The sequence below is a fragment of the Amycolatopsis sp. genome (assembly GCF_035546795.1).
In the GTDB taxonomy this organism is placed as follows: Bacteria; Actinomycetota; Actinomycetes; order Mycobacteriales; family Pseudonocardiaceae; genus Amycolatopsis_E.
Window position 1 is genome coordinate 83219 of sequence record NZ_DASZWC010000001.1, and the last position, 26273, is coordinate 109491.

Below are 26273 nucleotides of genomic sequence, written 5' to 3' on the forward strand. Positions count from 1 at the left end.
CGAGGGAGGACACGGATGGCGCAGGAGCCACGGGCACCACAACCGATCGATCCAGTCCTGGTGGTGATCCCGACTTACAACGAGCGTGAGAACCTCACGCCCATCCTGCGCAGGCTGCACGAGGCCCTGCCGTCCGTGCACGCCCTCGTCGTCGACGACGGCAGCCCCGACGGCACCGGCGAGCTCGCCGACAAGCTCGCCGCGGACGACAAGCGCGTCCACGTGCTGCATCGCACGGAGAAGGCCGGCCTCGGCGCGGCCTACGTCGCAGGCTTCCGCTGGGGCCTGGAACGGGACTACCTGACCATCGTCGAGATGGACGCCGACGGCTCACACGCGCCGGAGGACCTGCCCCGCATGCTCGACGCGCTCGGCGACGCCGACCTCGTGCTCGGCTCCCGGTACGTGCCGGGCGGCAGCGTGGTGAACTGGCCCAAGCGCCGGGAGATCCTCTCCCGCGGCGCCAACCTCTACTCGCGGCTCGCGCTCGGCGCGAAGGTCCACGAGTTCACCGCCGGGTTCCGCGCCTACCGCCGTCAGGTGCTGGAGAAGCTCGAACTGGACGAGATCGCCTCGCGCGGCTACTGCTTCCAGATCGACCTGGCCTGGCGCACCCTGCAGGCCGGGTTCGAGATCGTGGAGGTGCCGATCACGTTCACCGAACGCGAGATCGGCGAGTCCAAGATGAGCAGTTCGATCATCTTCGAGGCCGCCTTCAAGGTCGGCGTGTGGGGCGTGCAGCACCGCTGGGAACAGCTGCGGCGCGTGTTCCGCCGCTGAGGAAACCACAGACGCAGGAAAGCCCCCGCGGCGGGAGATCGCGGGGGCTTTCCTGCGTCGTGGCGGAAAAGTGTCAGCCAGCTACGCCGAGCGGGTCGTCCGGCGGCCCTTCAGCTCGGCCAGACGTTCGTTCAGCAGATCCTCCAGCTCCGGGATCGAGCGGCGTTCCAGCAGCATGTCCCAGTGCGTGCGCGGCGGCTTGACCTTCTTCTGCTCGGGCTGCCCACCGTCGACGATCTCGGACTCGCTGCCGTGCAGCCTGCACTCCCACACCGAGGGAATCTCGGCGTCGTCGGAGAACGGGACCTCGAACTCGTGGTTCTTCGGACACGCGTAGCGCACGGTGCGGCGTGGAGCGAGATCGTGATTGCGGTCGGTCTCGTAGCTGACCGCTCCTAGCCGGCTTCCACGGAGTACACGGTCGGCCATGATGACGTCCTTTCAGTCGGCTCTGCGGTTTAGAGCCAGGGTGGTGCTCACCCTATGCAACGACCCAAGGTGCCCCGGGAATTCCCCGGAGAACATGTCGTCGCTCACGATGAGCCGATTCACCCCTCGGCAACAGCTTCCACCAGAGGGACACCGTATGCGTCGCCGCGTGACGCGTTTTAGCCCTGCTTCTTGGGATAATCCCCCAGTCGGGCTATCAGTCGGCGGCATTTCCGGTGGGTAACAACGTTCAAGTGAGACGCAGCTGACCCCGCTGCCCGGCGGCGGGCCCGAGGTCCCCCAGGCGGAAGTGGCGGCGGCACAATACTTGATAACGCAACGTAGCCAAATTCGACTCCGGCTGTGATGAAGTTGTGCTTTCAAGTACACCCGGACCGGTGTCCGCGACGAGGACCGTATCCCCCTCGCGGAGGACCTCTCCGTCGCTCACGCGGGCGTTGAACCGCCCGGGCGCGCCACACCAGCACAACACCTCGACCTGCACCGGCTGCAGCTCGTCGGCGAGCTCGAACAGCCGCCGCGCGCCGGGGAACAGCCGGCTCTGGAAGTCGGTGGCGATGCCGAAGCAGTAGACGTCGATCTGGACCTCGTCGGCCAGCTCACCGAGCTGTTCGACCTGCGCGGGGGAGAGGAACTGCGCCTCGTCGACGATGAGGTAGTCCACGTGCCGCCCGGCGACCCACTCTTCCCGGATCAGCCTCCGGATGTCGGTGTCGGCATGCACCTCGACGGCGCGCCGGGTGATCCCGATCCGGCTGGTGATCCGCGGCTCGCCGGAGCGGTCATGGCGCACCAGCAGCAGCCCGCGCCGGCCCTGCCGCGCGTGGTTGTGATCGATCTGCAGCGCCAGCGTGGACTTCCCGCAGTCCATCGGCCCGTAGCAGAACCGCAGCATGCCCCGCACCGGAGCACGGCGGCTGCCCGCGCCGGGCACGGCGGACAACGCGTCCGTCGGATCGGGATCTTCGTCCGGCAGCTCGGATATCGAGGTCACGAAACCCGACCCTATCTCTCCCTTGATCGGGTGATTTGCGCGGAGAGCGCCGACCGGAGTGTCGAGGGCGGGGGAGAGGTGATCTGCCAGGCGTGATGACGGTTTCGGCGTGTCGTTGCAGGTCACGTGGCCTGGTGCATGTGATGCTGTTGGGTTGGATGTGAAGGTTGTGGTTCCTGGTGTGGGTACTTAGTGTGCTCGCATGATCAAGCACAGGTTCAGACCCGCGCTCCGGCTGGGTGTCCGGATCCTGTTGGTCGGCATAGTCGCGGCAAGCGTCCAGGTCATCACGAGCACCACAGCCTCCGCCGATCCCACCTCGGCGACCTGGCTGAAACTCCGGAACTGCGAGTCCAGCAACCGGTACGCCGTCAACACCGGCAACGGCTACTACGGCGCCTACCAGTTCGATCTGCCCACGTGGCGCAGCGTCGGCGGCACCGGACGGCCCGATCAGGCCAGCCCCGCCGAACAGGACTTCCGTGCGCTGTACCTGTACCGGATGCGCGGCTGGCAGCCCTGGGAATGCGCCGGCATGCTCGGCCTGCGCAGCGACGGCGACGCGCGCAGCAAACGAGTCCCCACCTACGCCGAATCCGCCTACATCGGCGGTGGCGGCAGCCCGGCACCTGGCCCGGGCAAACCGGCGTGGCCCGGCGTCGTCTACGCCTATGGCGACTGCGCCCCGTCGCTCAAGACCTTCCAGCTCCGGATGAACGCCTTCGGCTATGGCTTCGACGGCACCGGCTGCTACTACGACAAGACCAAGCAGGCCGTACTGGACCTGCAGCGCTCCAACGCGATCAACGACTCGGGCAGGCTCGGGCCCAAGACCTGGACCGCGGCCTGGGAAGGCAAAGCGCCGCGCTGATCAGGACGGCCAGGCGCCCCGTTCCTTGAGGACCTCGCGCAGCAGGTCCGGCCGGTCGGTGACGATCCCGCGCACACCGAGGTCCAGCAACCGCCGCATCTCGGCCTGATCATTGATCGTCCACGCGTGCACCTCGACGCCCACGTGTTCGGCGCTGCGCATGAAGCTCCTTGTCACGACGGTCAGCGGGCCCTGGCTGACCGGCACCTGCGCCATCTGGCCGCGGTGCGGGAAACCCAGGCGCAGCCACGGCGTCCAGCCGTTCGCCCACAGCACCGCGGTCGACCCCGGGCCCATCGAGGTGATCAGCTTCGGACCGGCGAGCCTGCGGATGCGGGCCAGCCGGGCGTCGGAGAACGATGCGGCCGCCACCCGCTCGTAGGCGCCCATCCGTTCGACGACCTTGAGGAACGGGAGCACCGCACGGGCGGACTTCACGTCGACGTTGAACCGGGCCTCCGGCAGTTCTTCCAGCAGATCTTCCAGGCGCGCCACGGGTTCCCGGCCACCGATCTTCGCGCGGGAGACGGTCTGCCACGGCTGTGCCGCGATCGGCCCGTGGCCGTCGGTCGTGCGCTCCAGCCGGCGGTCGTGGTGCACGACGACGACCCCGTCCGACGTCGCGTGCACGTCGGTCTCCAGGTACTGGAACCCCTCGGCGGCGGCGCGGCGGAACGAGGACAGCGAGTTCTCCATGCCCTCCAGCTCGTCCAGATGCCATCCGCGATGCACGAATGCTCGGGGAAAGGTGCCGGCCAGATACGGGTGGTTGCTCTGCACCAGACCAGTGTGCGGTATCGGCGTGGCCGGGGCATGAGCGCTCGGTGGCCCGTTAAGGTCTTGCGGGTGAGCGACGGGACCGAGACGGTCAAAACGTCAAGTGACGTTTTGGAGGGGATACGGCGGAACGTGCCGCCGCAGCACTGTGGCTGGTGCGGTCGGCGTCTGGAGCAGCAGGGCGTGACCAAGGGGCGCCGTCGTCGCTACTGCGGGCAATCGTGCCGGCAGCGGGCTTATGAACGCCGGACAGCGTTGCAGCGAAGCGGTTTGCCCGAGGACGCCGTCGTGCTGTCGGACACCGAACTGGCGGCGCTGCAGGACAAGCTGTTCCAACTCCGGTGCGCCGCGGAGGATGTCGTCACGGCCGCGGACGACGGCGCGGCGAGCGACGAACTCCGCCGGATGGCACAGGAGCTCGCACGCAGCGCCCAGGACCTGGAACGGCTGCGCTGAACCCCGGACAGTCCCCTTCCCGCGCCGTTATCAAGTGCCGATAATGTACATTATGTTAAGTAACGGGAACCGGGCCAGTCTCCCAGCACCTGTTCCAGTGCCCGGTTCGCCTGGCCGACAATGCCCGGGTTGGTCTCCCAGTAGTACGGCAGCGCGATAACCGCTTGCGCGAGCGCCCAGCCGCGGCCGCGCAGCCACTGCGCCTCGTCCACGTCCAGCGCCTCGCGGAACTCTCGACGGGCCGCCGGCGGGAACACGTTCCAGGCAGCCATCAGGTCACAGGCCGGATCACCGGCCACGGAACTTCCCCAGTCGATCACCGCGGACCACCGGCCGCCGTCGACGAGCAGGTTGCCGGGCAGCAGATCGCCGTGCATCCAGGTGTCCGGGCCCTGCCATGCCGGCGCGGCGAGCGACTCCTCCCACGAGTGGATCAGCGCGCGTCCGTCGACACGATCGCCCAGTTTCGCGATGGCCGCCCGGACCGGTTCATCGAGCTTGGAGCGTGGGCCGCCTCGACTGCCCGGAGACGGTAGTGGCGCTCCCCTGGTCTCGATTTTCCTTAATGTGTATAAGAAATATGCGAGATCACCAGCCACTGTGGACAGATCGTCGGCAGGCCCGGCGGGGTGACCGGGCAGCCACTCGCAGATCGACCATTCGTACGGATAGCCACGGCCCGGGCGACCGCTCGCGACATAGACGGGCACGGCGACCGGCAGCCGTGGCCTCAGCTTCGGGAGCCACTCCCCTTCTTTCGCGGCCTGCGCGGTCGCCCAGCCGATCTTCGGCAGCCGGACCGACAATCCGTCGCCGAGGCGGTAGATGTCGTGATCGGTGCCCCAGGATCGCACCGGAGTCACCGGCAGCGCCGCCCACGGCGGGAACTGGTCCGCGAGCAGGGCACGCACCAGCCCCACGCTCGTCGGGACCTGGTCGGCGTGCATCTTCATCACGACCATGATCCCCGGCGCGGCAACCGGTTTTGCCCGCAGAAGGCCGGGGCCAGAGCAGGTGGCGCTCCCACGGGCCGCGGCGATCGGCGCGTTCGTAGCGCAGCCGGGTGTGCATCCGGTCCTCGTCCGCCTGCCAGAATTCGACCATCGCGGGGGCGGCGATGCAGAGCGTCCATTCCGGACTGACCAGATCGGGCTCCGCCTCGATCCGGGCGAGTGCCGTACGGAAAGCGCTGTCTCGTTCGTCCGGTGTATCCAGGTGCGTGCTCTGACCGCTCAGCAGCATCTCGGCACGTACGGAAGGCACGCGGGCCAGCAGGTCGGCGGCGCTCTACTCCGGGGCGGCCGGTTCCACCGTGCCCCGCACGCGGATCTGGCATCCGTGCAGCGGCCAGTGGAACGTCAGCGCCGCGTGGGGACGATCGGCGAGTTGGCGGACCTTCGGGCTCTCGGCGTGCGCGGCGAACTGCCAGCCTTGGTGTCCACGTTCTTGACGATGAGCACCCGCGCATCGGGGCCGCCTGCGGCGACGGCCTCGCGCAGCCAGCGATGAACAGCTCCGGGGGCTCGGCCGGGGCTCCGGCGGGGTCGAAATCCGCGAATGGGCCCGCGAACACTTCCAGCCCCCGCAACCACTCCCCCACGCTGGCGCCCATGTCGTCGGTCCTGCCCATCGTGCTCCCCCGGACGTCGTGTTCCTGGACACTTCGCCCTAGAGGACCCGCCTCAGGCCAACCGGGACAGGACGAGGGCGGACAGTGCGTAGGCGACGAACGCGGCGACCACCTGCACGATCGAAGACCGGAACACCGTCACCCCGACGGTGCTGCTGAGCCACGCCAGTATGAACATGATCGGCGGTCCGGCCAAGGCCACCAGCAGCGGGCGCCGGACCCGGAACAACGCCAGCAGCCCCCAGCCGAGCAGCACCACCGCGACGATGATGATCAGCACCACCAGCACCAGGCCGATCAGCAGGCTGAAAAACCCGGTGCCGAGGCAGTACTGGTCCTGGGTCCGGTCGCACGAGAGGCGCGGGGCGTAGAACGGCAGGCTGACGTTCGCGGCGGCCACGGCCCAGAAGACTCCTGCCAGTGCCGCACCGGCCGCCCCGGCCCGCAGGCCACGCAGTGCGATCGCTGTGGTCGTCACGGGCACAGTATGTCGAGTCGATCACCGGCACGCGAAAGTCCTCAGACGTCTGAGGAGGTTGTGTTACGGTTCCGCGCAGGAGGTAGTGGTGGGCGAACTACGGCATGGTCCGGTGGTCCCGCAGGTGGAGAACCTGTTGCGGGAACGGTTGCGGCGCAAGGAATGGGCACCTGGCGAGCGGTTGCCGAACGAGGTGCGCCTCGCCGAGGAGCTCGGCGTCGGGCGCTCGTCGGTGCGCGAGGCTGTGCGGCTCCTGGCGCGTGATGGGCTGCTCGATGTCCGGCACGGTGCGGGCACGTTCGTCGCGGAGCCGCCGGCCGAGTCCTCCGGCGTGCAGCAGTTGCTGCGCCGGGCGCGGCTGCTGGAGGTGTATGAGGTGCGGCGTGCGCTGGAGGTCGAGGCGGCCCGATTGGCCGCGCAGCGGGTCCGGCCGGAGGACATCGAGCGGTTGCGGGCCGGGCTGCGGAACCGGCAGCAGCGACGTGGTGGCGCGCCCGCGGCGTTCGTCGACGCCGATCTGGAGTTCCACCGCGCGATCGTCGAGTTGTCCGGGAATGCCTTGCTGCTGAACCTGTTCCTCGCGGCGCTGCCGTTGTTGCGGGAGACGCTGATCGAGATGGTGCGGCACGAGACGGGGTTGCCCGACGTGTCGTGCGCGCACGCGGATCTGCTCGACGCGCTGGAGCGTGGTGATGCCGCGGCGGCGGTCGAGGCCACAGTGGACAATCTGGAAACGGTGCTCTCGGGTGTGCGGGCGGCGGTGGCGCAGTGAGCACCGCGATCCCGGCGAGCACCGGCCCGGTGCTCGCCGCGTACGACGTCGACCTCGTGCGCTCCGGCAGCTACCTGCTGCAGTCGGTCTCGCTCACCGTGCACCGAGGCGAGCATTGGGCGCTGCTGGGCGGAAACGGCGCCGGTAAGAGCACGCTGCTGGGCTTGTTGGGCGCGCGCACGCATCCCACTCGTGGGCATGTGGAGGTGCTCGGGCACCGGCTCGGGCGGGTGGACATGCGTGAGCTGCGTTCCTACGTCGGGCACGTGGATCCGCGGCATCCGCTCGGCACTCCCCTGCGGGTGCGGGACGTCGTGCTCACGGGGTTGACCAACACCACCGAGCTGGTCCCCCGCTGGGCGCCGACGCGCGAGCAGGTCGCGCGGGCCGACCGGCTGATCGGCATGCTCGGCCTGAACTCCCGGCGGGAGGCGCGCTGGACTGTCCTGTCGCAGGGCGAGCGCGGGCGGGCGTTGATCGCCAGGGCGTTGATGCCCCAGCCGCGTCTGCTGCTGTTGGACGAGCCGGCGACCGGGCTTGATCTCGCGGCCAGGGAGCAGTTGCTGACCAGCCTGGACGAGTTGCGGGAGGAGAACCCGGGCCTGGCGACGGTGCTGGTCACGCACCACCTGGAGGAGCTGCCGGAGAGTACGACGCACGCGCTGTTGTTGCGTGAGGGGCGGGCGCTGGCGACGGGGCCGGTCGACGAGGTGCTGACCAGTGATCAGGTCACGAAGTGCTTCGACCATCCGGTGCGGATCGTGCGGGACGAGGGCCGGTGGGCGGCGCGTGCCGAGCGGCGCCGCTAGCCGCTGGCGAATCGTCCTGGTGCGGCGGCGAAGGTCCGCCGGAAGTGGCGGTGCAGGTGGGCCTGGTCGTAGAAACCGCTTTCCGCGGCGGCGTGGCGACCGTGTGCCCGGCGGAGAGGAGCTGCTGGGCGTGGCGTAGCCGCAGTTGCCGGAGATATCCGTGCGGGGTGAGGCCGGTTTCGCGGCGGAAGGCGCGCAGCAGCTGGAACCGGGGCATCCCGGCGACGGCGGCGGGTGTGGTGCAGGTCTTCGGACAGGTGCCGCCGGATCCTGCCGACGACGGGCGATGCGGTGTCGCGGAGGCAACGCCGGGTGTGGCGGGCCACGATGTCGGTGCACAGTGCCGCGAATTGTTCTTGCGTGGCAACGGTTTGCGGATCGTGCGGCGTCGGTGTGGTGTACGTGGGCCGGTGCCCGGCGATCTCTTCTATGACTGCCGGGGGCACGTAGTACACGCGGTAGTCCCAGCCTTCGGCGATCGCGGGGCGGCCGGCGTGGATGGTGTCGGCGTCGAGCAGGAGCAGGCGGGCGCGTACTCGGTGGCGCCGCGGTAGCGGACGGCTTCCACACCGCGTTCGACGGCGGCGATGGCGTAGTCGCTGTGCGCGTGCGGCACGAAGTGGTGGGTCCGGAAGGACGCCGTGACCAGGCGCAGTTCGTCCGCGCCGTAGCGGTGTTCGACGACGTCCTCCATACGTCCGTTTCTACTCCGCCGCGTCGAGCAGGATCTTCAGCACCTCGTCGGCGTTGCCGCGCAGCACGTTGTGGGGGCTCCGCAGCGCGTGCACCGTCCACTCGGGATCGTCGCGGTAGCGGTCATAGAACGGCTCGAACGGCGACTGCCCGTCCCATTCGGTGGCGTAGACGTAGGTGCGGGCGAAGCGGCCGAGGTCGCCGGTCAGGCGGATCCGCTGCAGCAGGCTGGCCAGCGGGTGTGGCGTGGCGCGCGGGTCGAAGAAGGGCAGCGGGCGTATCGAGTGCCCGTCCTCCCCCACGTCCAGGTACCACTCGTGCTGTTCCTCGGTGGTCAGCGTCCAGCAGGAATCGCCGTCGCGGGGCACGAACGCGTCGATGAACACCAGCGACGAGACGCGTTCGGGGGCGCGGTCGGCGGCGCCGGCGATCACCATCCCGCCGTAACTGTGCCCGGCCAGTACGACCTCCTCCAGTTGTTCGTTCCGCAGCACGCCGAGCACGTCCTGGATGTGGGTGTCGAGGTTGACCGTGGCGGTGGCGAGGTGTCGGCGTTCGCCGAGTCCGGTCAGGGTCGGCGCGTAGGCGCGGTGCCCGAGCGCGCGCAGTCGCGCGGCGACGGGTTCGAGCCACCAGCCGCCGTGGCAGGCGCCCGGGATGAGGACGAAGGTGGTCATGTCAGGCTCCGCGAAGGGTGTCGGCGCGGGTGTCGCGCCGGTAGGTGTCGGTGATGTGGGCGAGTTCGCCGGCGGTGCGGGCGTGGCCGGTGCGTTGCATCTCGCGGTTGGCGGCGATGACGGCCGCGGTCTCTTCGCGACGGGTTTTCTCGTACACGGCAAGGGTTTCGGTGCTCAACGCGGCGGCGAGTGAACGGGCGTCGACGATGGCCTGGGAGGCGCCGTTCGCGCCGACGGGGTACATCGGGTGTGCGGCGTCGCCGAGCAGGGTCACGCGGCCGTGGCCCCAGTGCGGGAGCGGGTCGCGGTCGACCATCGGGTAGGCGAAGATCCGTTCGCTGTCGGTGATGAGCCGCGGCACGTCGAGCCAGCCCAGGTCCCAGCCGAAGTAGGGCACGACGTCCTCGGCGCTGCCTGGCGTGTTCCAGTCGGCGTCGCCGGGTAGCGGTCCCGGCGGGGCGACCGCCACCATCGCGACCCAGTTGATCGTGGCCGGTCCGATCGGGTAGGCGATCAGCTCGGCGTCGCCGGGGCCGCGGGCGATGATCATGGTGCGGCCGGTGCGGAACGGCCCGGTTTCGGTGATGCCGCGGCACATGCGGACGCCGGACCAGTTCAGCGGTCCTTCGCCGGGGTGCAGCTGGGCGCGGATCGCCGAGTGCAGCCCGTCCGCCCCGACGAGGACGTCGGCTTCGATGCCTGCGGCACGGACGCAGTCGTCGTCTTGCTCGAAGCCGGTCACGCGGCTGCCGGTGCGGACTGGGATGCCGCGTGCCTCGACCGCGGTGAGCAGCATCCGCTGCAACTGTCCACGGTGGACGGAGTACTGCGGCCAGCGGTAGCCGCCGGCCAGTCCGCGCGGTTCGGTGAACAGGTCGGTGCCGGTGTGGTCGCAGTAGACGTTCTCGGTGGTGGCGATCCCGATGGCAGCGAGTTCATCGCCGAGGCCGAGCGCGGTGAGCTCGCCGACCGCGTGCGGCAGCAGGTTGATGCCGACGCCGAGCGGGCGGATTTCGCGGGCGGCTTCGAGGACGACGGCGTCGATGCCCATTGCGTGCAGGCTCAGCGCGGCGGTCAGCCCGCCGATGCCGGCCCCGGTGATGAGGACGCGCATGTCAGCTCCGGATCTCGGGGCGGTCGATGATCCGCAGCCAGCTGCCGTCGGCCTGGCGCCGCGCGACCTGGACGCGGCCGCCGGTGTTGTCGGCGGGTTTGGTGGAGGTCAGCGCGAGGTCGCCGTGATAGACGGTGGGCATCGCCTCTTCGACCTGGAAGTCGCCGCCGCGGGCGAGCAACTGCTTGAGCACTTCGCGGATCGCGGCCCGCCCCACGGTCTGCGATCCAGGCGGAAACGCGAGAACGGCGTCGGGTTCGTACAGCTCTGCCAGGCCGTCGGCGTCGCCGGCATTGGCGAGCTCGACGAAGAGGCGGGCGAGGTCCTCGGGGGTGTTGGCTTTGTTCGTCATGACTCCAGCCTGACGCCGGTGTAGCGAGAAGTCCAAGAGTTGGTTCTGCTGACTACTAGAATCAACGGTTATGGAACTTCGGCAGCTCGAATACTTCGTCACGGTGGCCGCGGAGGGCAATTTCACCCGGGCCGCGGAGCAGGTCCACGTGGCGCAGCCCGGGGTGAGCGCACAGATCCGCCGGCTGGAACGTGAGCTGGGTCAGGAGTTGTTCGACCGCTCGGGGCGCACGGTGCGGCTGACCGAGGTCGGGGCCGCGGTGCTGCCCTACGCGCGTGCGGCGCTCGCGGCCGTCGAGGGTGCCCGCCGCACGGTCGACGAGCTGACCGGGCTGGTCCGCGGGCATGTCGCGGTGGGCATGGTGACCTCGCACAACGTCGATCTGCCCGGGTTGCTGGCCGGTTTCCACGACGACCATCCGGCCGTGGAGATCACGCTCACCGAGGCCAACTCCGATCACCTCATCGCCGGCCTGCGTGCGGGCACGCTGGACGCGGCGTTGCTCGCGCTCGGCCCGGAACCGCCGCCGGAGCTGGAAATCCTGGTCGTGGTGGAAGAGGCGATCACCGCGGCGGTCGGTCACCGGCACGAGCTGGCCGGGCGGGATTCGCTGCCGCTCAAGGGTTTGCGGGACCGGCCGCTGATCAGCCTGCCGCCGGGCAGCGGGATCCGCTCGCATCTGGACCAGGCGTGCGCCGCGGCCGGGTTCAGCCCGCGGATCGCGTTCGAGGCCGGGGCACCGCCCATGCTGGCGAAGCTCGCGGCGCGCGGGCTCGGGGTGGCGATCCTGCCCGACTCGCTCGCCCGGTCTTCACCGGATCTGCACCCGTTGCCCATCGTGCGGCCGGTGCTGCGCGGTGGGCTGGCGCTGGCCTGGCGTGCGGCAGGGCCGAACAGTCCCGCCGCACGGGCGCTGATCTCCCGGGCCCGCGAGCAGTTCAGCTGACTGTGCCGCGCGTCACGACGGCTCCCTGTCACGGATCGCCGGGCCGTCCGCATCTGGTGGTCGTAACTGACCCGGAAAAGGGAGCGGACGATGGAGAACGTGGTGATTCTGGGCGCGGGCTACGCCGGCATGGCGGCGGCGACGCAGCTGGCGGCGCGCACCAAGGGACGTGACGACGTGCGGGTCACGCTGGTGAACCCGCAAGCGACGTTCACCGAACGGCTCCGGCTGCACATGACGGGGACCGGCCAGCAGGTCGCGCGGTTCGACATCCCCGAGCTGCTGGCCGGCACCGGTGCGCGGTTCGTCCGAGGCTGGGTGACGGCGGTGGACGCGGACGCGAAAACGGTGCGGATCGACGACGAGCGGGTGCTGCACTACGACACGCTCGTGTACGCACTGGGCACGGTGGCCGACACGGTGCCGGGGGTGGACGATCACGCCTACACCCTGAACAGTTTCCAGGACGCGGAACTGCTGGCCGACCGGCTCACCCGGCTCGGCAGCGGGACGGTCGTGGTGGCCGGCACCGGGCTGACGGGCGTCGAGTCGGCTGCCGAGATCGCCGAGCAGCACCCGGGACTGGACGTCGTGTTGCTCGGCCGGGGCGAGCCGGGCGCGAACATGCGGGAGAAGCCGCGGGCGTACCTCCAGGCGGCGCTGGAGCGGCTCGGTGTCACCGTGCGCGCCGGGGCCGAGATCGTGAAGGTGCTGCCTGACGCGGTGGAACTGGCCGGGGGTGAGACCATGCACGCCGACGTGGTGCTGTGGACGAGCGGCACCCGGGCGGCTCCGCTCGCGGCCGCCGCCGGACTGGCGACCGACGAGCGCGGCCGTATCGTCACCGACGCCACGTTGCGGTCGGTGACGCATCCGGACGTGTACGCGGTCGGTGACGCGGCGGCGATCAAGCAGGGTTACGGCGTCATGCACGGCACCTGTCAGGGCGGCATGCCGGCCGGGGTGCACGCGGCCGTCTCGATTTTCCGTGTGCTGCAAGGGAAACAGCCCAAGGTTTTCCGGTTCGGCTACTACCACACGCCGGTCAGCCTCGGCCGTGGTGACGCGGTCGTGCAGTTCACCCACCCCGACGACCGGCCGCGGCGGCTGTTCCTGACCGGGCGTCCGGCGGTCAGGTATAAGGAAACGGTGACCGCCTCACCGTGGCCGACGTATGGCCGGATGAAGAAGCTGCCCGCTTCGGGCGCGTTCTGGCCGCGCGGCGGGCGCTTCACCCGGGGTGTCCGGTGACCGATCCTGGCCAGGAAGTGTTCGAACGGCACCGCGGGCTGTTGTTCTCGGTGGCCTACCGCGTCCTCGGCAGCGCGTCCGACGCCGAGGACGCGGTGCAGGAAGCCTGGATCAAGTGGGCGGCCGCCGGCCGCTCCGGGGTCGCCGACCCGAAGGCCTACCTCTCGCGCATCGTGTCGAACGTGGCGCTCGCGCGGCTGCGTTCGGCGCAGCACAAACGGGAAACCTATGCGGGGCCGTGGCTGCCGGAGCCGATCCTCACGGTGGCCGACACCGCGGACACCGTCGCCGATGCCGACTCGGTGTCCATGGCGATGCTGGTGGTACTGGAGACCTTGAGCCCGCTGGAGCGCGCGGTGTTCGTGCTCAAGGAGGTGTTCGGCTTCAGCCACGCCGAGATCGCCGAGTCGGTGGAGCGTTCCGAGGCCGCCGTGCGCCAGGCCGCGCACCGCGCGCGGGAACACGTCCGGTCCCGGCGGCCGCGGTTCAGCACGGACCGGGCGCGGCAGCGCGAGATCACCGACCGGTTCTTCGCCGCGGCGACCGGCGGGGACGTGAATGCGTTGCTGGAGTTGCTCTCGCCGGACGTGACATTGTGGACCGACGGAGGCGGCAAGGTGCGCCAGGCACTGCGCCCGGTTCTCGGTGCGTCGACGGTGGCGTCCTGGTTCGCGGCCCTGGGCACGGTGACTTACCAGGGCGTGCCCCCGGGCGAGATGGAAGCCCGGATCGTCGAGATCAACGGCGGGCCCGGGATCCTGTTCAGCGGGCAGGGGCGAGTGATCTCCACGGTCACGTTCGATTTCGGCCCCGACGGGCGGATCACCACGGTGCACAACGTGGCCAATCCGGACAAGCTGGGCGCCGTCGCCGCCGGCGGCGTCCATGGCCTCAGCGCCCGGTGAGCCAGTCCGTCCACTGTGGCCAGACGAGGTCGGCGTAGGCGGCGTAGCCTTCCGCACCCGGGTGCGCGCCATCGCCGGCTTCCACCTCGCGCATCCAGTTCTTGTTGTCCCGCAGGGGTTCGAGCACGTCCACGTACGGTGTGCGATGCTCCGCGCAGGCGGCGCGCAGTGCGTCGTTGAGGGCGGCGGTGCGGCGGTTGTGTTCGTCGTCGGCGATCGGAGGCGGGCCGGCGACCAGTACCGGCCACTCCCCCAGCATCGCCACCAGGTTCGCCACCGAATCCTCCAGCGCAACGCGCCTGCGCCCGTTCTCGTGCATGGTGTCGTTGACGCCGAACGAGAGGACGAGCGCACCGGCGAAGCCGTGCAGGCGCGGCGCGCACTCGGCACGCCACCGCGCACGCACGTCCTCACTGGTCTGGCGGCGGACGCCGAGGTTGTAGCAGGTCAACGGCTGCTGGGTGCGGGCGGCGAGCCGCCCGGCCCAGCCCCGGTACTCGGGGTCGCCGACGCCGGCGACGAACGAGTCGCCGAGGAAACACACACGCAGGTCAACGCTCACCCGGGGATTCTGCCCCGGGCGGGCCCGGTTCACCTACCGAAAAAACCGGCCAGCGCCGCGGCGAGCTCGTCCGGGGCCTCTTCGGCCATGTGGTGCCCGGAGTCGATGCCGTGCCCGCGGATGTCGGGGCCCAGCGGCGCCAGATCGCCACCGGGTCGCCGTGCAGTTGTTCGAGGTCGTCGCGCAACGACCACAGGGCCAGCGCCGGGCACCGCACCCGTACGCCCGCGGCCCAGTCCGCCCACTCGTCGCGGACGTCCACGGTCAGCCCGGCGCGGTAGTCCTCCAGCATGGCCCGCACCACGTCGGGATCCCGGGTGGCGGCGTGCCATTCTTCGTAGTTCTCCCGCCCCATCCGGTCCGGGTCGCCCCGGTACCAGGCGTCCGGGTCGGCGTTGATGACGCGTTCGGGGATGCCGGGCTGGGCGAAGAAGAACCAGTGCCACCACTGGGTCGCGAACTCGAGGGTGATCGGCCGCAGGTGCTCGATGATCGGCAGTGCGTCCAGGAACGCGGCCTTGGCCACGGCGCCCGGATGGTCCAACGCGAGGCGGAACGCGACCCCGCCGCCGCGATCGTGCCCGGCGAGGAAGAAACGCTCGTGCCCGAGCTCGCGCATGACGGCGACGAGGTCAGCGGCGACGGCGCGTTTGCTGTATCCCGTGTGGTCGGTGGTGAACTTCGGCCCGCGTGAGCGGCCGTAGCCGCGCAGATCGGGGCACACCACGGTGAATCCGCGCCGCACCAGCAGCGGTGCGACCCGGTGCCAGGTGGCCGACGTGCGGGGATGACCGTGCACGAGCAGGACGGGCGGCCCCGCGCCACCGTGGCGGACGAAGATCCGGGACTCGTCGAGGGGGATCACGGCGGCGTCGAAGTCGTCGAACACCGGCCGGGGCTTCCCCTTTTCCGGCAAGGAAAAACGCCGTCAGTGCCCGGCGGGGCCGGTGAGCACCACGCGCTGCCCCGGAGCGGCCGGGGCCTGCCACGCCTTTTCCACCTGCTCCAACGGGAACGGCAGCGGGTCGATCGCGAGCGTGCCTTTGGCGATCTCGTCGGCCAGCGCGGGCAGCTCGGCGACGATGCCGGCGGTGGTCACCGAACCCTGTCCGCTGCCGAGGATGTTCAGGGCACCCGCGCGCAGCAGGAACGACGGCAGCGTGATCTCCGCACCCGCCACCGACCCGATCTGCGTCCACGTCAACGGTTTTGCCCGGTCCGCACGAGCGGTCAGCAGGGTGCGCATCGCCTGTTCCGTCGGCTCGCCCCACAGGTAGTCGAGCACCACGTCGACGTCCGCGGCCGCGCGCGCCAGGCTGTCCGCGCCGTCGCCGAGGTTGACCACCTCATCGGCGCCGATGCGCCGCACCATTTCCAGCCGTTCCGGTGAACGGCCGGCGCCCACATACGCGCGCGGCGCCCAGGTGCTTGGCGATCTGCACCGCCAGTTGCCCGGCGTTGCCCGTTGCACCGAGGACGAGAACGGACTGCCCCGGCTCGAGCCCGGCGCGCCGCCGCAGCGCGACCCATGACGACATGCCCGGGTTCATCGCCGCCGCCACGGCGATCGGGTCGGCGGCCGAGGACAGCGCAACGGTGCGGCGGCGGTCGGCCACCGCCTTCTCGGCCATCGTGCCCACGGCGTCGTCCACTGCGACGAAGTAGAGCAACTCGCCCTCGGCGGTGCGCCCGACGCCGTCGACGCCGGGGATCAGCGGCAACGTGCCTTCGGAGCTGTAGTGGCTGCCGTCGGCGGACGAACGCACCCGCGGGTGCAGCCCGGCGGCCAGGACGTCGACGAGCACCTCGTGCTCCCCCGCCGGTCTCGGTGTCTCGAATTGCTCGTAGCAGGGCGGTGTGCCGAACTCGTGGACCACTGCGGCGTACATGGGGCCTCCCTGAGCGAAGTGGTTTGTGGCACGTACTAATTGGAGAGTAGTTTGTGCCACGTACTAGGTCAAGTAGGGTAGGCCCATGAGCACGGATACTCCGCTCGACACCGTGGACGCTTTGGTGCAGCTGTCTTTCCTCACACAGCGACTGCTGTCCGCGGTCGGCGCCGAACACGAGCTGTCGATCATCCAGATCCGCCTGCTCGGCGTACTGCGGGACCGCCAGGCCGGAATGCTCGAACTCGGCGCCCATCTCGGCCTGGACAAGTCGTCGATGACCGGCCTCGTCAGCCGCGCCGAGAAACGCGGGCTGGTGCGGCGCGCACCGTCGCCGCACGACGGCCGGGCCGTGCTCGTTTCCCTGACCCCGCAAGGCAAACGGCTCACCGAGGAGGCCACCGCCGAGATCAGCCGCCGGGTCTTCGAGCTCACCGGGTGCCTCGCCCCGGGCGAACGCGCGCAGCTCACGGAACTGGCCACCGCGCTGGTGCGCTCCGCGGCACCTGGTGCGTAGTACTGGCAGGGCTGGCTATCACCTCGGTGATCAGCTGGGCCAAGAGCAGACTTGAGGCATGGGCAAGAACGACTTTGGCGACTTCCTGCGGGCCCGCCGCGCCGGGCTCACACCGGATGCGATCGGTCTGCCGGTCGAGTTCGGCGCCGGTCGCCGGGTCGCGGGCCTGCGGCGTGGTGAGGTCGCGCAGCTGGCCGGGTCAGCACCGAGTACTACACCCGGCTGGAACAAGGCCGCGCCCGGCAGCCGTCCGAACAGGTGCTGCAGGCCCTCTGCGACGCGCTGCAGTTCGACGGCATCGAGCGGCGGCATCTGTTCGCCCTCGGGGGTACCACGGCCGGGCACAAGGACCCGGGCGAGCACTCGTCGCGGCTCCGGCCCGCGTTGCGGCAGGTGCTGGAGTCGATGGAGCTGGCGTCCGCTTTCGCGAGCGACCGGAACCTCACCGTCGCCGGCGGGAACACGTTGTGGGCGTCGCTGTTTCCGGAGGTGGCCGAGTTGCCGCGCCGGGAACGCAGCATGGCGCGCTGGACGCTGCTGGACCCGCGTGCCCGCCTGGTGTGGTGCGACTGGGAACGCGCCGCCCGCGACTACGTGCACGGGTTACGGCTGGCCGCCGCCGCGCAGCCGCGAAACCAGCGCATTGCCAACCTGATCGGTGAGCTGATGATGCACTCGCCCGAGTTCCCGGCGTGGTGGTCGGAACACCGCGTCCAGGAACGCAGCACCGGCCTCAAACGCCTCCACCACCCGGTCGCCGGTGACCTGGAACTGCAGTACGAGATCTTCACCTCGGTCGCCGACCCGGGCCACTCGCTCGTCGTCTACTCCGCGCCGGCCGGCTTGCCATCCCAGGAACGCCTGCGACTGCTGGCCAGCTGGGGCAGCGAACCCACCGGCGCGCCCGCCCGGGGCATCGCCGAGTCCTGACCACCGCCCGGACACAACCCCGCCATGCCCGCGCTTTCATCCTCGACCTGTCCGACGAGGACCGGATCGCCCCCACGGTGCGCGCCGGCGAAGCGGAACTGGGCCCGATCGACGTACTCGTGGCCAACGCCGGCTACGGGCTCGAAGGCACTTTCGAAAAGTCGTCGATGGCCGATCTGCGCCGCCAGTTCGAGGTCAACGTCTTCGGCACGGTCGCGAGCGTGAAAGCCGTCCTGCCCGGTATGCGGGAACGGCGCGGCGGCCACATCTTCGTCATCACCTCGATGGGCGGGCACACCACCTTCCCCGGGCTGGCGTTCTACGAAGGCAGCAAACACGCGCTGGAAGGCATCACCGACACCCTCGCCCAGGAGGTCACCCAGTTCGGCGTGCGGGTCACCGCCGTGGCCTCCGGCGCGTTCAAAACCGACTGGGCGGGCAGGTCGCTGGTCCGCGCACCACGCAGCATCGCCGACTACGACGCACTGTTCGACCCGATCCGGACCCGGCGCCAGGCCCTCGCGGGCCAGGGCATCGGCGACCCCGATCGCGCGGGCGACGCCATCCTCGCTCTCCTGGACGCGGAGAAGCCGCCCGTGCACATCGTGCTCGGCTCGGACGCGTTGCGTCTGGTCGCCGCCGGTCGCCGGCGCGTGCGGGACGACTTCGACGCCTGGGAGAAACTCAGCCGCTCCACCGACTCCGCCGAGGGCGGAGTGACCGTCGTTCCGCCGGTCCGGTGAGAAAACGTGAGGGACTTTCGTAATACGCCTACTGACGGGTAGTGTCTCGCTCCGCACGATGTCGTGCCCCCGCCGGAAGGAGCGTGCGCATGCCCCGGACCGCCCGGACACTGGTGGCGCTGGCCACCGCCGTCATCGCGTTCACCGCCGGAGTCAGCGCGCCCGCCGGGGCCGCCGCCGCGGGCGGCTACTGCCTTGGCCAGTGCGACGACATCCTGCCGCCCGGCGAAAACGGCAACGCCACGCTCGCCGACATCCTCGCCAACCGGCTCTTCGGCACCCGGCCCGCGCACACCGACGACCAGCTCAAGCCCTACGAGCAGCTCGCCGGGAATTACCAGCAGCTCACCAACGACACGATCGACGACTACTTCAACGACTCCTCGTTCGGCGTCGCCTCCGCTGACGTGGCCAGCACGATCCAGCCACGCTCGGACGTGAAGATCGTGCGCGACAAGAAGTCCGGCATCCCGCACGTCTACGGCAGCACCCGCGCGGGCACCGAGTTCGGCGCCGGATACGCCGCCGCCCAGGACCGGCTCTGGATGATGGACGTCTTCCGCCACGTCGGGCGCGGCCAGCTGAGCGGCTTCGCCGGCGGCGCCGAAGCGAACCGCGAACTGGAGCAGACCTTCTGGGCCGCCGCGCCCTACACCGAACAGGACCTGCAGGCACAGGTGGACCGCATCGCGCAGAGCGGACCCGAAGGCGCGCAGGCACTCGGCGACATCACCGCCTACCTCGACGGCCTCAACACCTACATCCAGCAGTCGCACGACGGCCGCTACTTCCCCGGCGAATACGTGCTCACCGGCCACGTCGACGCGATCACCAACGCAGGCACGATCGCCCCGTTCACCCCGACCGACCTCATCGCGATCGCGGGCGTGGTCGGCGCGCTGTTCGGCACCGGCGGTGGTGGCGAGGTCCAGTCCGCACTGGTCAAACAGGCGGCCGAGGCGAAATACGGTACGCAGCTCGGCGACCAGGTGTGGCAGTCCTTCCGTGAGCAGAACGACCCCGAGGCCGACCTGACCCTCCACGACGGACAGACGTTCCCCTACGGCGCCAGCCCCGCGAACCCCGAGGGCGTGGCCACTCCCGACCCCGGCTCGGTCACCCCGCAGACAGAGGTTTACGACCCCACCGGGTCGGCGGTCACCAACGCCGAGGCCGAGGTCGCGGTACCCGCGAACCTCAGCCCCGCCAAGGGAATGTTCGACAACGGCGTGCTGCCCGGAGCCATGCTCTCGGACAAGCACGGCATGTCCAACGCGCTCGTGGTGTCCGGCGGGCACACCGACGACGGGCACCCGATCGCCGTGTTCGGCCCGCAGACCGGCTACTTCGCCCCGCAGCTGCTGATGCTGGAAGAACTGCAGGGCCCGGGAATCAGCGCGCGCGGCGTGGCGTTCGCCGGCACCAACTTCTACGTGCAGCTCGGCCGCGGTCAGGACTACGCGTGGAGCGCCACCTCCGCGAGCCAGGACATCACCGACACCTTCGCCGTCACCCTGTGCACCACGGACGGCTCGGTGGTCACCAAGAACTCGAGCGCCTACCTCGACAACGGCCAGTGCGTGCCGATGGAAGCGCTCGAGGTCGACGACGCGTGGAGCCCCACGATCGCCGACAGCACCGCGAAGGGTTCCTACAAGCTGATCGTCTACCGAACCCGCTACGGGCTGGTGCAGTCACGGGCGACGATCGGCGGCAAACCCGTCGCCTACGCGAGCCAGCGCTCCACCTACCGCCACGAGGCCGATTCCATCATCGGCTTCCAGAAGTTCAACGACCCCGCGCAAATGGCGACCGCGCAGCAGTTCCAGCAGGCGGCCGCGCAGATCAACTACACCTTCAACTGGTTCTACGTGAACTCGACCGAGGCCGCCTATTTCAACTCCGGCTGGAACCCGGTCCGCCCCGCCGGGGTCGACCCGAACCTGCCGATACTCGGCGAACCGCGGTACGAATGGAGCGGCTGGAACCCGGCCACCAACGACGACGCACACACCCCCGCTGCACAGCATCCGAACTCCATCGGGCAGGACTATTACGTGTCCTGGAACAACAAACAAGCGCTCGGCTACACCGCGGCCGGGTTCGGTGACGGCAGCGTGCACCGCTCGGATCTGCTCGACTCGCGACTGGGCGCCCTGGTGCGCAGCGGCGCGAAGATCAGCCGCGCCGACGTGGTCAAGGCGATGGAGGACGCCGCGGTCACCGACCTGCGTGGCGAGGACGTGCTCCCGGAACTGCTGCGGGTGATCGACTCACAGACGGTCACCGATCCCGCGCAGGCCAAGGCCGTCGAGCAGCTGCGGACGTGGCTTGCCCACGGTGCCAAGCGGGTCGAGACTTCCCCCGGCAGCCACACCTACACCGACGCGGACGCGATCCGGGTGATGGACGCGTGGTGGCCGCTGCTCGTGCAGGCCGAGTTCGGCCCCGGCATGGGACCGGACCTGTTCACCGCGATGACGGGCGCCCTGCAGATCAACGAGTCACCGTCCAACGGCCAGACCGGGCCGTCCGCGGGATCCGCCAGCGCGAACGAATCGGTGCCGCACCGGGGTTCGGCGTTCCAGCTCGGCTGGTGGTCCTATGTGGACAAAGACCTGCGGAGCGTGCTCGGGGAACCGGTCGCGGGCCCGCTCGGACAGCCCTACTGCGGTGGCGGTGACCTCGCGGCGTGCCGGACGGCGCTGCTGACGAGCCTGACGCAAGCCGCCGCGGAACCGGCGTCGGCGGTCTACCCCGCCGACGACAACTGCTCGGCGGGCCAGCAGTGGTGCGCCGACTCGATCGTGCAGCGGCCGCTGGGCGGGGTGACGGACCCGTCGAGCACCTGGCAGAACCGGCCGACGTTCCAGCAGGTGGTGCAATTCGCCGGACACCGCTGAATCTCTCGCCGAAAATCCGGCACGCGCCGCCGATCCGGGCCACACTGGCCGCCATGACCAACACCGAAGCCGGCGCCGTCGAAATCCCCGCCGCCGGCACCTACCGCATCGACGCGGCCCAGTCCGGACTGTCCTTCAAGACGAAGCACTTCTTCGGCCTGGGCCCCGTCCGCGGCACCTTCCGGATCCGCGAAGGAGAACTGAACGTCACGGACCCGGTGGCGGGCTCCACCGCGACAGCCACCATCGACGCGGCGAGCATCGACACCGGCAACGCCGGGCGGGACCGGACCGTGCGCTCCGGCCAGTACCTGGAGACCGATCAGCACCCCGATATCACCTTCGCCTCGACCGGGCTGGAACAGACCGGCGGAACGTGGGTCCTGCACGGCACGCTCACCGTCCGCGGTACCAGCGGACCCCTCGACGTCACCCTCGAGACGGCGACCGTCGAGGGCACCACGCTGCGGGCCCGCGGCCACAGCCGGGTCGACCGCTACGCCTTCGGTATCACCGCGATGAAAGGCATGACCGGCCGTTACCTCGACCTCGTACTCGATCTGGTCGCAGACCGCGCCTGAGTTCCACCGCGGATCAGCCGGGGATGGGCGGTGGCCGCTGACTTTTCCCGCCATGAGGCCAGATCGTCACGCAGCCGGGCGATCTTCACCTCCAGCCGCTCGATCGCGTCGCGCCCGAGGGGCAGGTGCGTGGGCAGCTTGTCCTGGCTGGTCGCCTCGTAGACCAGCGCGCCGCACCCTGGACCGGATCGCCGTGCTGGGCGTGGTTGGCCTCGCCCGCCCAGTCCATGGTGGCATGCGCGGGCGTGCCGTCGTAGGCGTTCATCCGACCAGTTTGCCCAGCCACCGTCGGGCGACGCTCGCCGAAGGTGGGCCCACTTTGTCCCCGGTATGCGCGGGCTTCACAGGCTCTGCTGCCACTCCGTGATGGTGGCGACTTCGCCACGCCGGGCGAGGACGTCGTTCACGAGCGTGTCGTGCAGCGCGGGGTCGGGGTCGGCGCAGGCATCGGACAGGACGGTGACCCGGTAGTCGAGGTCGGCGGCCTGCAACGCGGTCGACAGCACGATGCCACTGGTGGCGATGCCCGCCAGGACGAGGTGATCGACGTCCTGGGCGGCCAGGATCTGCCGAAGGTTGTTGCCCGCGAAGGCACTCACCCGGTTCTTGTACACCACGATCTCGCCGTCCACGGGCGTGACGTCGGGGTGGATCGCGGCGCCGGGGTCGTCCGCGGTGTACAGCTGGGAGGGCAGGGAGCCGAAGGTCTTGTTGCGCGGGTGGGCATCGACGTGACCGGGGCGCAGCCGCAGCGCCACGTGAACGACCAGGACACCCGCGCCGCGCGCCGTGTCGAGGGCGCGTACGGCGCGCGGCAGGTAGTCGGCCGGCGTGCGGCCGATGTGGTTGAGCTGGAGGTCCATCGCGAGGAAAGCGGTGCGGGGCACGGAATCGGGCCTTTCAGGTGCGGGCTACGTGGCCGAGGGTGCGGTCGAAGACGGTGGCGAGGAGGTAGAGCACGCCCGCACCGAGCATGATCCACGCGAGGTGGTGCATGCCGCCGGTGTCCGCGCGCGCCCCGAACGAAGCGGCCGTAGTGGAGGAAGCCACCATCGAGCCGATGTAGGCGAAGGTGCGCAGCAGACCGGCCGAGGACGCGGTGCGCTCGGGATCCGCTTGGAAATAAACGGAATTCTGCAATGCCAGGCTGTTCAGCCCCTGCGGGATACCGAAGATCACCGCGACGAGAGCCAGCATCCACACGGGACTGTCCCCGGCGAGCGTCAGCATCACCACACAGGCGGCGATCTGCCCGAGCGCGCCGACGAGCAGCTTGCCGCGCACCCCTTTGCGCCGGCCGGTCAGGATGGAGACGCCGATGGCGACCAGGAACATCGGGATCTGCACCAGCCCCGCGTGAAAGGGCGAGAGCCCGAAGCCGTCCTCCGTCCACTGCGTGAACCCGTAAAGGAAGCAGTAGGCGACGATGTACGCCACCAGCGCACGCCCGTAGGTGATCAACAGTGGTGTGTTGCCGCCCAGCACCCGCAGATCGATGAACGGCGTGGGAGCCCGCAGCTCCCGCACCGCGAACACGACGCTCGCGGCGACGGCGAGCAGCAGCAGGTACCAGTCGCGCAGGTGCAGGTTCATCAGGAACAGCAGCAACGACACCAGCATCACCGCGAACAGCCCCATGCCAGGCAAGTCCAGCTGATCGGCGAGACGCCCACGCTCCGGCGACTCCCCCGTTCCGGCTTCTTTGGGCAGCCGGAACAAACCCAGCAGCACAGCCACCACTGCCAGCGGCACGTTCACCGCGAAGGTGGCGCGCCAGCCACCCAGCCCGACCAGCAGGCCACCCAGCAGCGGACCGATCACGGCGATGGTCTGGTTCGCCACGGCCAGCGCGGTCAGCACCGCGCCGGGGCTGTCCCGCCCGGTTCGCCTGGCTTCACTGCGCACAAGCGCCATCGCGGCGGGATATCCGGCGCAGGTGCCGAACCCGAGCAGCACCCGCGAGCCGATCAGCACCCCCAGGTTCGGGGCCAGGGTGCCGACGACACCAGCCACCCCGACCAGGCTCGTGCTGACGAGGAACAGCCGGCGCGGGCCGAAAATGTCGATGAGCCGGCCCACGACCGGCTGCCCGAGCGCGGTGGCCAGGTAGAGAGCCGAGACCAGCCACGCGGTCTGCGCGGGCGGCGCGCCGAGTGCGTCACCGATGGGGACGAGTGTGACGGCGATGATCGTCGAGTTGATCGGGTTCAGGATCGAACCCAGCATCATCGGCGGCAGCAGCCGCCGGTCGAACCCCGCCGTTTTCTGGTCAGTCATGGGTGAGGCGCTCCAGGACCGCCATCGCGGTGATCACGGCCTGGCGTTCCTCTTCCGTGCACCGCTGCTGCAACTCACCGGCGAGCCATTCGTGCCGGGCCTGCCGTCCTTCGTCCACCCGCCGCTGGCCTTCCCCGGTCAGCGCGATCAGGAGGCGGCGCCCGTCCTCGGGATCGGGGTGGCGTTCCACCAGCCCCAACGCGGTCAGCGCGCCGATGGTCGTCGTCATCGACTGGTGGCGCACTCCCTCTGCGGCCGCGAGCTCGCTGGCGGTGACGCCCTGCCGGCCGGACAGGCGGGCGAGCACGGACGCCTGCCCGAGCGTGAGGTCCTCGTCTTCGGCGGCGTTGAGGATCCGGCGCCGGAGACGGCTGATGATCGCGCGGACCTCACGCGAAGCCTGAACCGCCGAAGGCGACAGACGCGGGCTCTCACTCATACCGCCACCCTAGAACCCACAGGTTGAATTGTACAGTTTTACCTGTACAGATTGAGCTGTATTGCTCCTGGGATCGCTGCGCCCGCCGGTCAGTCGATGCCGTCGATGATGCGGAAGTCGCGCTCGACGCCGTCGGGGAGGGCCACCAGCGCCTTCTGGTATGCCTCGCTCTCGTATGCCCCGACGGCCTGTTCGAAGCTGTCGAACTCGATCAGAACGACGCGTCGCGTGATTCCTGCCTCGTGGGCGACGACTCGACCGCCACGGGACAGGACCCGCCCGCCTCCGGCCCGGACAGCCGGACCGGCCAGCTTGTCGTAGGCAGTCAGCCTCTCGGGGGCGGAAATGGCAGGGTAGACACTCACCCAGTAGCCCTTGGCCATGGAAACCTCCTGCGTTCGGCCGGACACGTCCGTCTTCGCATCGACACCCCGGTCGACCGATCCCGGCGACGGGTACTGCGGCCGGTTGAACCGCCATATGCGCAGGTTAGGGCTTGATTCGCGGTCGAGGGAAAGACCGGTACGGGATAGGCTCAGAGCGGGTCGTTATCAATCGACGGGGAGGGCACATGGCGCCGGATACGGTGAGCCTGCGGTACTTCCTGGTGCTGGCGCAGGAGTTGAACTTCACGCGCGCGGCCGCACGGATCGGTATCGCACAGCCCGCACTCAGCGCCCGGATGCGCCGATTGGAGGCGGAACTCGGTACGGCCCTGCTGGTCCGCAACACACGTAGCGTCGTATTGACCACAGCCGGTGCGGCTTTGGCGGAGTCCGCGCCGCCCGCGCTGGCGACGCTCGACCGGGCATGGGCCACCGCCCGGAGCGCGGCGTCCGGTGAACTGGGCACGCTGCGCATCGGATACAGCCTCAGCGCCGGGGCCGAGACGGCACCGGCGCTGGTGGACAGGCTGATTCACGGCAACAGCGGCCTCGAGGTCGGCGCGGTCCCGATGGCGACACCGGAGATCTCTCCCGCGGTCGCCGACGGCCGCATCGATGCCGGGATCACCCGTGGTGAACAGCCGGGCCGTGGCGTGCGCCGGTTCCTGCTGCGGCGTGAGCGGGTCGGGGTCCAGCTGGCACAGCACCATCCGCTGGCCGAACACCCGGAGATCGACATCGCCGACGCGGCCGCGTATCCGCTGCGGCTCCCGGACCGTGCGACCAACCCCGTCATCCACGATCAGCTGTCCGCAGTGTTCCGGCACACCCGGCCACAGTCCCGATTCCACACGCCCGCAGTCTCGTTCGACATGTCTCAGCGCGACCTGCGTGACGGGCTCACCCTCGCCCCGGCCGGAGAAGCCGCGGTCACGGTACAACCGGCCGGTCTCACCTGGCGGCCGCTGCGGGGCGCGTCCAGCCTGACGATCCACCTGGTCCTCCCACGCGAGCAGTCGCCGCTGCACCGACGCATCCGTGCCGTCGCCAAAACCCTGGCGCACGAACTGCATTGGCTACCGGACTGACAC

At 69.9% G+C, this 26273-nt stretch carries 32 protein-coding genes and 3 pseudogenes; 14 read left to right on the forward strand and 21 right to left on the reverse strand.

Going from position 1 to position 26273, the window contains the following annotated elements:
* Positions 1-15: 15 nt before the first annotated feature.
* Positions 16-780, forward strand: coding sequence for a polyprenol monophosphomannose synthase (locus VHD82_RS00400; RefSeq protein WP_325695667.1), 765 nt, complete (start codon positions 16-18; stop codon positions 778-780).
* Positions 781-861: 81 nt separating this feature from the next.
* Here the strand turns inward: VHD82_RS00400 and VHD82_RS00405 are convergent, their stop codons facing one another.
* Positions 862-1209, reverse strand: a complete 348-nt coding sequence (locus VHD82_RS00405; protein WP_005151365.1) for an RNA polymerase-binding protein RbpA — start codon at positions 1207-1209, stop codon at positions 862-864.
* 250 nt (positions 1210-1459) lie between these two features.
* The gene (locus VHD82_RS00410) at positions 1460-2215 is read right to left on the reverse strand and encodes a thymidine kinase (protein ID WP_325696152.1); all 756 of its coding nucleotides are present in this window, start codon (positions 2213-2215) and stop codon (positions 1460-1462) included.
* A gap of 211 nt (positions 2216-2426) precedes the next feature.
* Between VHD82_RS00410 and VHD82_RS00415 the strand changes: the two genes are divergently transcribed.
* Positions 2427-3095: a transglycosylase family protein gene (locus VHD82_RS00415; RefSeq protein ID WP_325695703.1), complete on the forward strand. Its 669-nt coding sequence runs from the start codon at positions 2427-2429 to the stop codon at positions 3093-3095.
* On the opposite strand, the gene VHD82_RS00420 is transcribed toward VHD82_RS00415, so the two are convergent.
* Complete coding sequence (locus VHD82_RS00420) at positions 3096-3875, reverse strand: glycerophosphodiester phosphodiesterase family protein (RefSeq protein ID WP_325695706.1); 780 nt, start codon at positions 3873-3875, stop codon at positions 3096-3098.
* A 66-nt stretch (positions 3876-3941) separates the two neighbouring features.
* Between VHD82_RS00420 and VHD82_RS00425 the strand changes: the two genes are divergently transcribed.
* Entirely contained in the window at positions 3942-4328 is a 387-nt protein-coding gene (locus VHD82_RS00425) for a hypothetical protein (RefSeq protein ID WP_414637400.1), read from the forward strand.
* Positions 4329-4378: 50 nt separating this feature from the next.
* On the opposite strand, the gene VHD82_RS00430 is transcribed toward VHD82_RS00425, so the two are convergent.
* The 4 genes and pseudogenes from VHD82_RS00430 to VHD82_RS00445 form a co-directional block, all read right to left on the reverse strand.
* The gene (locus tag VHD82_RS00430) at positions 4379-5281 is read right to left on the reverse strand and encodes an aminoglycoside phosphotransferase family protein (protein ID WP_325695712.1); all 903 of its coding nucleotides are present in this window, start codon (positions 5279-5281) and stop codon (positions 4379-4381) included.
* Positions 5282-5342: 61 nt separating this feature from the next.
* Positions 5343-5570, reverse strand: a pseudogene (locus tag VHD82_RS00435) (pyridoxine 5'-phosphate oxidase C-terminal domain-containing protein); the annotation flags it as partial.
* Positions 5571-5615: 45 nt separating this feature from the next.
* Positions 5616-5990, reverse strand: a complete 375-nt coding sequence (locus VHD82_RS00440; RefSeq protein ID WP_325695715.1) for a pyridoxamine 5'-phosphate oxidase family protein — start codon at positions 5988-5990, stop codon at positions 5616-5618.
* A 20-nt stretch (positions 5991-6010) separates the two neighbouring features.
* Positions 6011-6436 carry a hypothetical protein gene (locus VHD82_RS00445; RefSeq protein ID WP_325695718.1) on the reverse strand — a complete coding sequence of 142 codons (426 nt, stop codon included), beginning with the start codon at positions 6434-6436 and terminating at the stop codon, positions 6011-6013.
* A gap of 88 nt (positions 6437-6524) precedes the next feature.
* Between VHD82_RS00445 and VHD82_RS00450 the strand changes: the two genes are divergently transcribed.
* Positions 6525-7208, forward strand: coding sequence for a FadR/GntR family transcriptional regulator (locus VHD82_RS00450; RefSeq protein WP_325695721.1), 684 nt, complete (start codon positions 6525-6527; stop codon positions 7206-7208).
* Positions 7205-8017 (forward strand): ABC transporter ATP-binding protein, encoded by an 813-nt coding sequence (locus VHD82_RS00455; RefSeq protein WP_325695724.1) that lies wholly within the window; start codon positions 7205-7207, stop codon positions 8015-8017. The genes VHD82_RS00450 and VHD82_RS00455 overlap by 4 nt, the downstream gene beginning before the upstream one ends.
* Here VHD82_RS00455 and VHD82_RS36670 read toward each other — a convergent pair.
* From VHD82_RS36670 to VHD82_RS00475, 6 genes and pseudogenes are all read right to left on the reverse strand, one after another.
* Positions 7938-8234, reverse strand: a complete 297-nt coding sequence (locus VHD82_RS36670) for a helix-turn-helix domain-containing protein (protein ID WP_414637412.1) — start codon at positions 8232-8234, stop codon at positions 7938-7940. The two genes, VHD82_RS00455 and VHD82_RS36670, sit on opposite strands and share 80 nt — an antisense overlap.
* Before the next feature lie 169 nt (positions 8235-8403).
* Positions 8404-8541: pseudogene (locus tag VHD82_RS36675) on the reverse strand (AraC family ligand binding domain-containing protein); the annotation flags it as partial.
* A 65-nt stretch (positions 8542-8606) separates the two neighbouring features.
* Positions 8607-8711, reverse strand: a pseudogene (locus VHD82_RS36680) (hypothetical protein); the annotation flags it as partial.
* Between the two features lie 10 nt (positions 8712-8721).
* A complete protein-coding gene (locus VHD82_RS00465; protein ID WP_325695731.1) occupies positions 8722-9387 on the reverse strand; it encodes an alpha/beta hydrolase in 666 nt (221 codons plus the stop codon).
* 1 nt (position 9388) lies between these two features.
* A complete protein-coding gene (locus VHD82_RS00470) occupies positions 9389-10501 on the reverse strand; it encodes an FAD-dependent monooxygenase (RefSeq protein WP_325695734.1) in 1113 nt (370 codons plus the stop codon).
* 1 nt (position 10502) lies between these two features.
* Positions 10503-10853 carry a YybH family protein gene (locus tag VHD82_RS00475; protein WP_325695737.1) on the reverse strand — a complete coding sequence of 117 codons (351 nt, stop codon included), beginning with the start codon at positions 10851-10853 and terminating at the stop codon, positions 10503-10505.
* A 70-nt stretch (positions 10854-10923) separates the two neighbouring features.
* Here VHD82_RS00475 and VHD82_RS00480 point away from each other — a divergent pair, with 70 nt between their 5' ends.
* The 3 genes from VHD82_RS00480 (at position 10924) to VHD82_RS00490 (ending at position 13955) form a co-directional block, all read left to right on the forward strand.
* Positions 10924-11799 (forward strand): LysR substrate-binding domain-containing protein, encoded by an 876-nt coding sequence (locus tag VHD82_RS00480; protein ID WP_325695739.1) that lies wholly within the window; start codon positions 10924-10926, stop codon positions 11797-11799.
* 90 nt (positions 11800-11889) lie between these two features.
* Entirely contained in the window at positions 11890-13050 is a 1161-nt protein-coding gene (locus VHD82_RS00485; protein WP_325695741.1) for an NAD(P)/FAD-dependent oxidoreductase, read from the forward strand.
* The gene (locus tag VHD82_RS00490; protein ID WP_325695743.1) at positions 13047-13955 is read left to right on the forward strand and encodes an RNA polymerase sigma-70 factor; all 909 of its coding nucleotides are present in this window, start codon (positions 13047-13049) and stop codon (positions 13953-13955) included. Before VHD82_RS00485 ends, VHD82_RS00490 begins: the two co-directional genes overlap by 4 nt.
* On the opposite strand, the gene VHD82_RS00495 is transcribed toward VHD82_RS00490, so the two are convergent.
* From VHD82_RS00495 to VHD82_RS00510, 4 genes are read right to left on the reverse strand one after another with little or no spacing between them, the layout of a single operon-like run.
* On the reverse strand, positions 13942-14517 hold the full coding sequence (locus tag VHD82_RS00495) for a GDSL-type esterase/lipase family protein (RefSeq protein WP_325695745.1): 576 nt from the start codon (positions 14515-14517) through the stop codon (positions 13942-13944). The genes VHD82_RS00490 and VHD82_RS00495 overlap by 14 nt on opposite strands.
* Complete coding sequence (locus VHD82_RS00500) at positions 14507-15406, reverse strand: alpha/beta hydrolase (protein WP_325695746.1); 900 nt, start codon at positions 15404-15406, stop codon at positions 14507-14509. Before VHD82_RS00500 ends, VHD82_RS00495 begins: the two co-directional genes overlap by 11 nt.
* 39 nt (positions 15407-15445) lie before the next feature.
* A complete protein-coding gene (locus VHD82_RS00505; RefSeq protein WP_325695747.1) occupies positions 15446-15889 on the reverse strand; it encodes a zinc-binding dehydrogenase in 444 nt (147 codons plus the stop codon).
* The gene (locus tag VHD82_RS00510; protein ID WP_325695749.1) at positions 15864-16406 is read right to left on the reverse strand and encodes a zinc-binding alcohol dehydrogenase family protein; all 543 of its coding nucleotides are present in this window, start codon (positions 16404-16406) and stop codon (positions 15864-15866) included. The genes VHD82_RS00505 and VHD82_RS00510 overlap by 26 nt, the downstream gene beginning before the upstream one ends.
* Before the next feature lie 85 nt (positions 16407-16491).
* On the opposite strand from VHD82_RS00510, the gene VHD82_RS00515 reads away from it, so the two are divergent.
* The 5 genes from VHD82_RS00515 to VHD82_RS00535 all read left to right on the forward strand — a co-directional run bounded on the left by VHD82_RS00515 (position 16492) and on the right by VHD82_RS00535 (position 22080).
* Positions 16492-16923: a MarR family winged helix-turn-helix transcriptional regulator gene (locus VHD82_RS00515; protein WP_325695752.1), complete on the forward strand. Its 432-nt coding sequence runs from the start codon at positions 16492-16494 to the stop codon at positions 16921-16923.
* Between the two features lie 258 nt (positions 16924-17181).
* A complete protein-coding gene (locus VHD82_RS00520) occupies positions 17182-17853 on the forward strand; it encodes an XRE family transcriptional regulator (RefSeq protein WP_325695754.1) in 672 nt (223 codons plus the stop codon).
* The gene (locus VHD82_RS00525; protein WP_414637413.1) at positions 17802-18596 is read left to right on the forward strand and encodes an oxidoreductase; all 795 of its coding nucleotides are present in this window, start codon (positions 17802-17804) and stop codon (positions 18594-18596) included. Before VHD82_RS00520 ends, VHD82_RS00525 begins: the two co-directional genes overlap by 52 nt.
* An 89-nt stretch (positions 18597-18685) precedes the next feature.
* Positions 18686-21499, forward strand: coding sequence for a penicillin acylase family protein (locus VHD82_RS00530; RefSeq protein ID WP_325695756.1), 2814 nt, complete (start codon positions 18686-18688; stop codon positions 21497-21499).
* A 53-nt stretch (positions 21500-21552) separates the two neighbouring features.
* Positions 21553-22080: a YceI family protein gene (locus tag VHD82_RS00535; RefSeq protein ID WP_325695758.1), complete on the forward strand. Its 528-nt coding sequence runs from the start codon at positions 21553-21555 to the stop codon at positions 22078-22080.
* 341 nt (positions 22081-22421) lie between these two features.
* On the opposite strand, the gene VHD82_RS00540 is transcribed toward VHD82_RS00535, so the two are convergent.
* From VHD82_RS00540 to VHD82_RS00555, 4 genes are all read right to left on the reverse strand, one after another.
* On the reverse strand, positions 22422-22967 hold the full coding sequence (locus VHD82_RS00540) for a cysteine hydrolase (RefSeq protein WP_325695760.1): 546 nt from the start codon (positions 22965-22967) through the stop codon (positions 22422-22424).
* 13 nt (positions 22968-22980) lie between these two features.
* Entirely contained in the window at positions 22981-24357 is a 1377-nt protein-coding gene (locus tag VHD82_RS00545; RefSeq protein WP_325695762.1) for an MFS transporter, read from the reverse strand.
* Positions 24350-24796 (reverse strand): MarR family winged helix-turn-helix transcriptional regulator, encoded by a 447-nt coding sequence (locus VHD82_RS00550; protein ID WP_325695764.1) that lies wholly within the window; start codon positions 24794-24796, stop codon positions 24350-24352. Before VHD82_RS00550 ends, VHD82_RS00545 begins: the two co-directional genes overlap by 8 nt.
* Positions 24797-24885: 89 nt before the next feature.
* Complete coding sequence (locus VHD82_RS00555; RefSeq protein ID WP_325695767.1) at positions 24886-25179, reverse strand: DUF1330 domain-containing protein; 294 nt, start codon at positions 25177-25179, stop codon at positions 24886-24888.
* A 188-nt stretch (positions 25180-25367) separates the two neighbouring features.
* On the opposite strand from VHD82_RS00555, the gene VHD82_RS00560 reads away from it, so the two are divergent.
* Positions 25368-26270: a LysR family transcriptional regulator gene (locus VHD82_RS00560; protein WP_325695769.1), complete on the forward strand. Its 903-nt coding sequence runs from the start codon at positions 25368-25370 to the stop codon at positions 26268-26270.
* The last annotated feature ends 3 nt before the right edge of the window (positions 26271-26273 follow it).

Bases quoted from the DNA above. Each gene is read 5' to 3' on its own strand.
- VHD82_RS00400 (WP_325695667.1), top strand. From the start codon at position 16: ATGGCGCAGGAGCCACGGGCACCACAACCGATCGATCCAGTCCTGGTG.
- VHD82_RS00405 (WP_005151365.1), bottom strand. From the start codon at position 1,209: ATGGCCGACCGTGTACTCCGTGGAAGCCGGCTAGGAGCGGTCAGCTAC.
- VHD82_RS00415 (WP_325695703.1), top strand. From the start codon at position 2,427: ATGATCAAGCACAGGTTCAGACCCGCGCTCCGGCTGGGTGTCCGGATC.
- VHD82_RS00430 (WP_325695712.1), bottom strand. From the start codon at position 5,281: ATGAAGATGCACGCCGACCAGGTCCCGACGAGCGTGGGGCTGGTGCGT.
- VHD82_RS36670 (WP_414637412.1), bottom strand. From the start codon at position 8,234: ATGCCCCGGTTCCAGCTGCTGCGCGCCTTCCGCCGCGAAACCGGCCTC.
- VHD82_RS00465 (WP_325695731.1), bottom strand. From the start codon at position 9,387: ATGACCACCTTCGTCCTCATCCCGGGCGCCTGCCACGGCGGCTGGTGG.
- VHD82_RS00470 (WP_325695734.1), bottom strand. From the start codon at position 10,501: ATGCGCGTCCTCATCACCGGGGCCGGCATCGGCGGGCTGACCGCCGCG.
- VHD82_RS00475 (WP_325695737.1), bottom strand. From the start codon at position 10,853: ATGACGAACAAAGCCAACACCCCCGAGGACCTCGCCCGCCTCTTCGTC.
- VHD82_RS00480 (WP_325695739.1), top strand. From the start codon at position 10,924: ATGGAACTTCGGCAGCTCGAATACTTCGTCACGGTGGCCGCGGAGGGC.
- VHD82_RS00485 (WP_325695741.1), top strand. From the start codon at position 11,890: ATGGAGAACGTGGTGATTCTGGGCGCGGGCTACGCCGGCATGGCGGCG.
- VHD82_RS00505 (WP_325695747.1), bottom strand. From the start codon at position 15,889: ATGGTGCGGCGCATCGGCGCCGATGAGGTGGTCAACCTCGGCGACGGC.
- VHD82_RS00510 (WP_325695749.1), bottom strand. From the start codon at position 16,406: ATGTACGCCGCAGTGGTCCACGAGTTCGGCACACCGCCCTGCTACGAG.
- VHD82_RS00515 (WP_325695752.1), top strand. From the start codon at position 16,492: ATGAGCACGGATACTCCGCTCGACACCGTGGACGCTTTGGTGCAGCTG.
- VHD82_RS00530 (WP_325695756.1), top strand. From the start codon at position 18,686: ATGCCCCGGACCGCCCGGACACTGGTGGCGCTGGCCACCGCCGTCATC.
- VHD82_RS00535 (WP_325695758.1), top strand. From the start codon at position 21,553: ATGACCAACACCGAAGCCGGCGCCGTCGAAATCCCCGCCGCCGGCACC.
- VHD82_RS00545 (WP_325695762.1), bottom strand. From the start codon at position 24,357: ATGACTGACCAGAAAACGGCGGGGTTCGACCGGCGGCTGCTGCCGCCG.
- VHD82_RS00550 (WP_325695764.1), bottom strand. From the start codon at position 24,796: ATGAGTGAGAGCCCGCGTCTGTCGCCTTCGGCGGTTCAGGCTTCGCGT.
- VHD82_RS00555 (WP_325695767.1), bottom strand. From the start codon at position 25,179: ATGGCCAAGGGCTACTGGGTGAGTGTCTACCCTGCCATTTCCGCCCCC.
- VHD82_RS00560 (WP_325695769.1), top strand. From the start codon at position 25,368: ATGGCGCCGGATACGGTGAGCCTGCGGTACTTCCTGGTGCTGGCGCAG.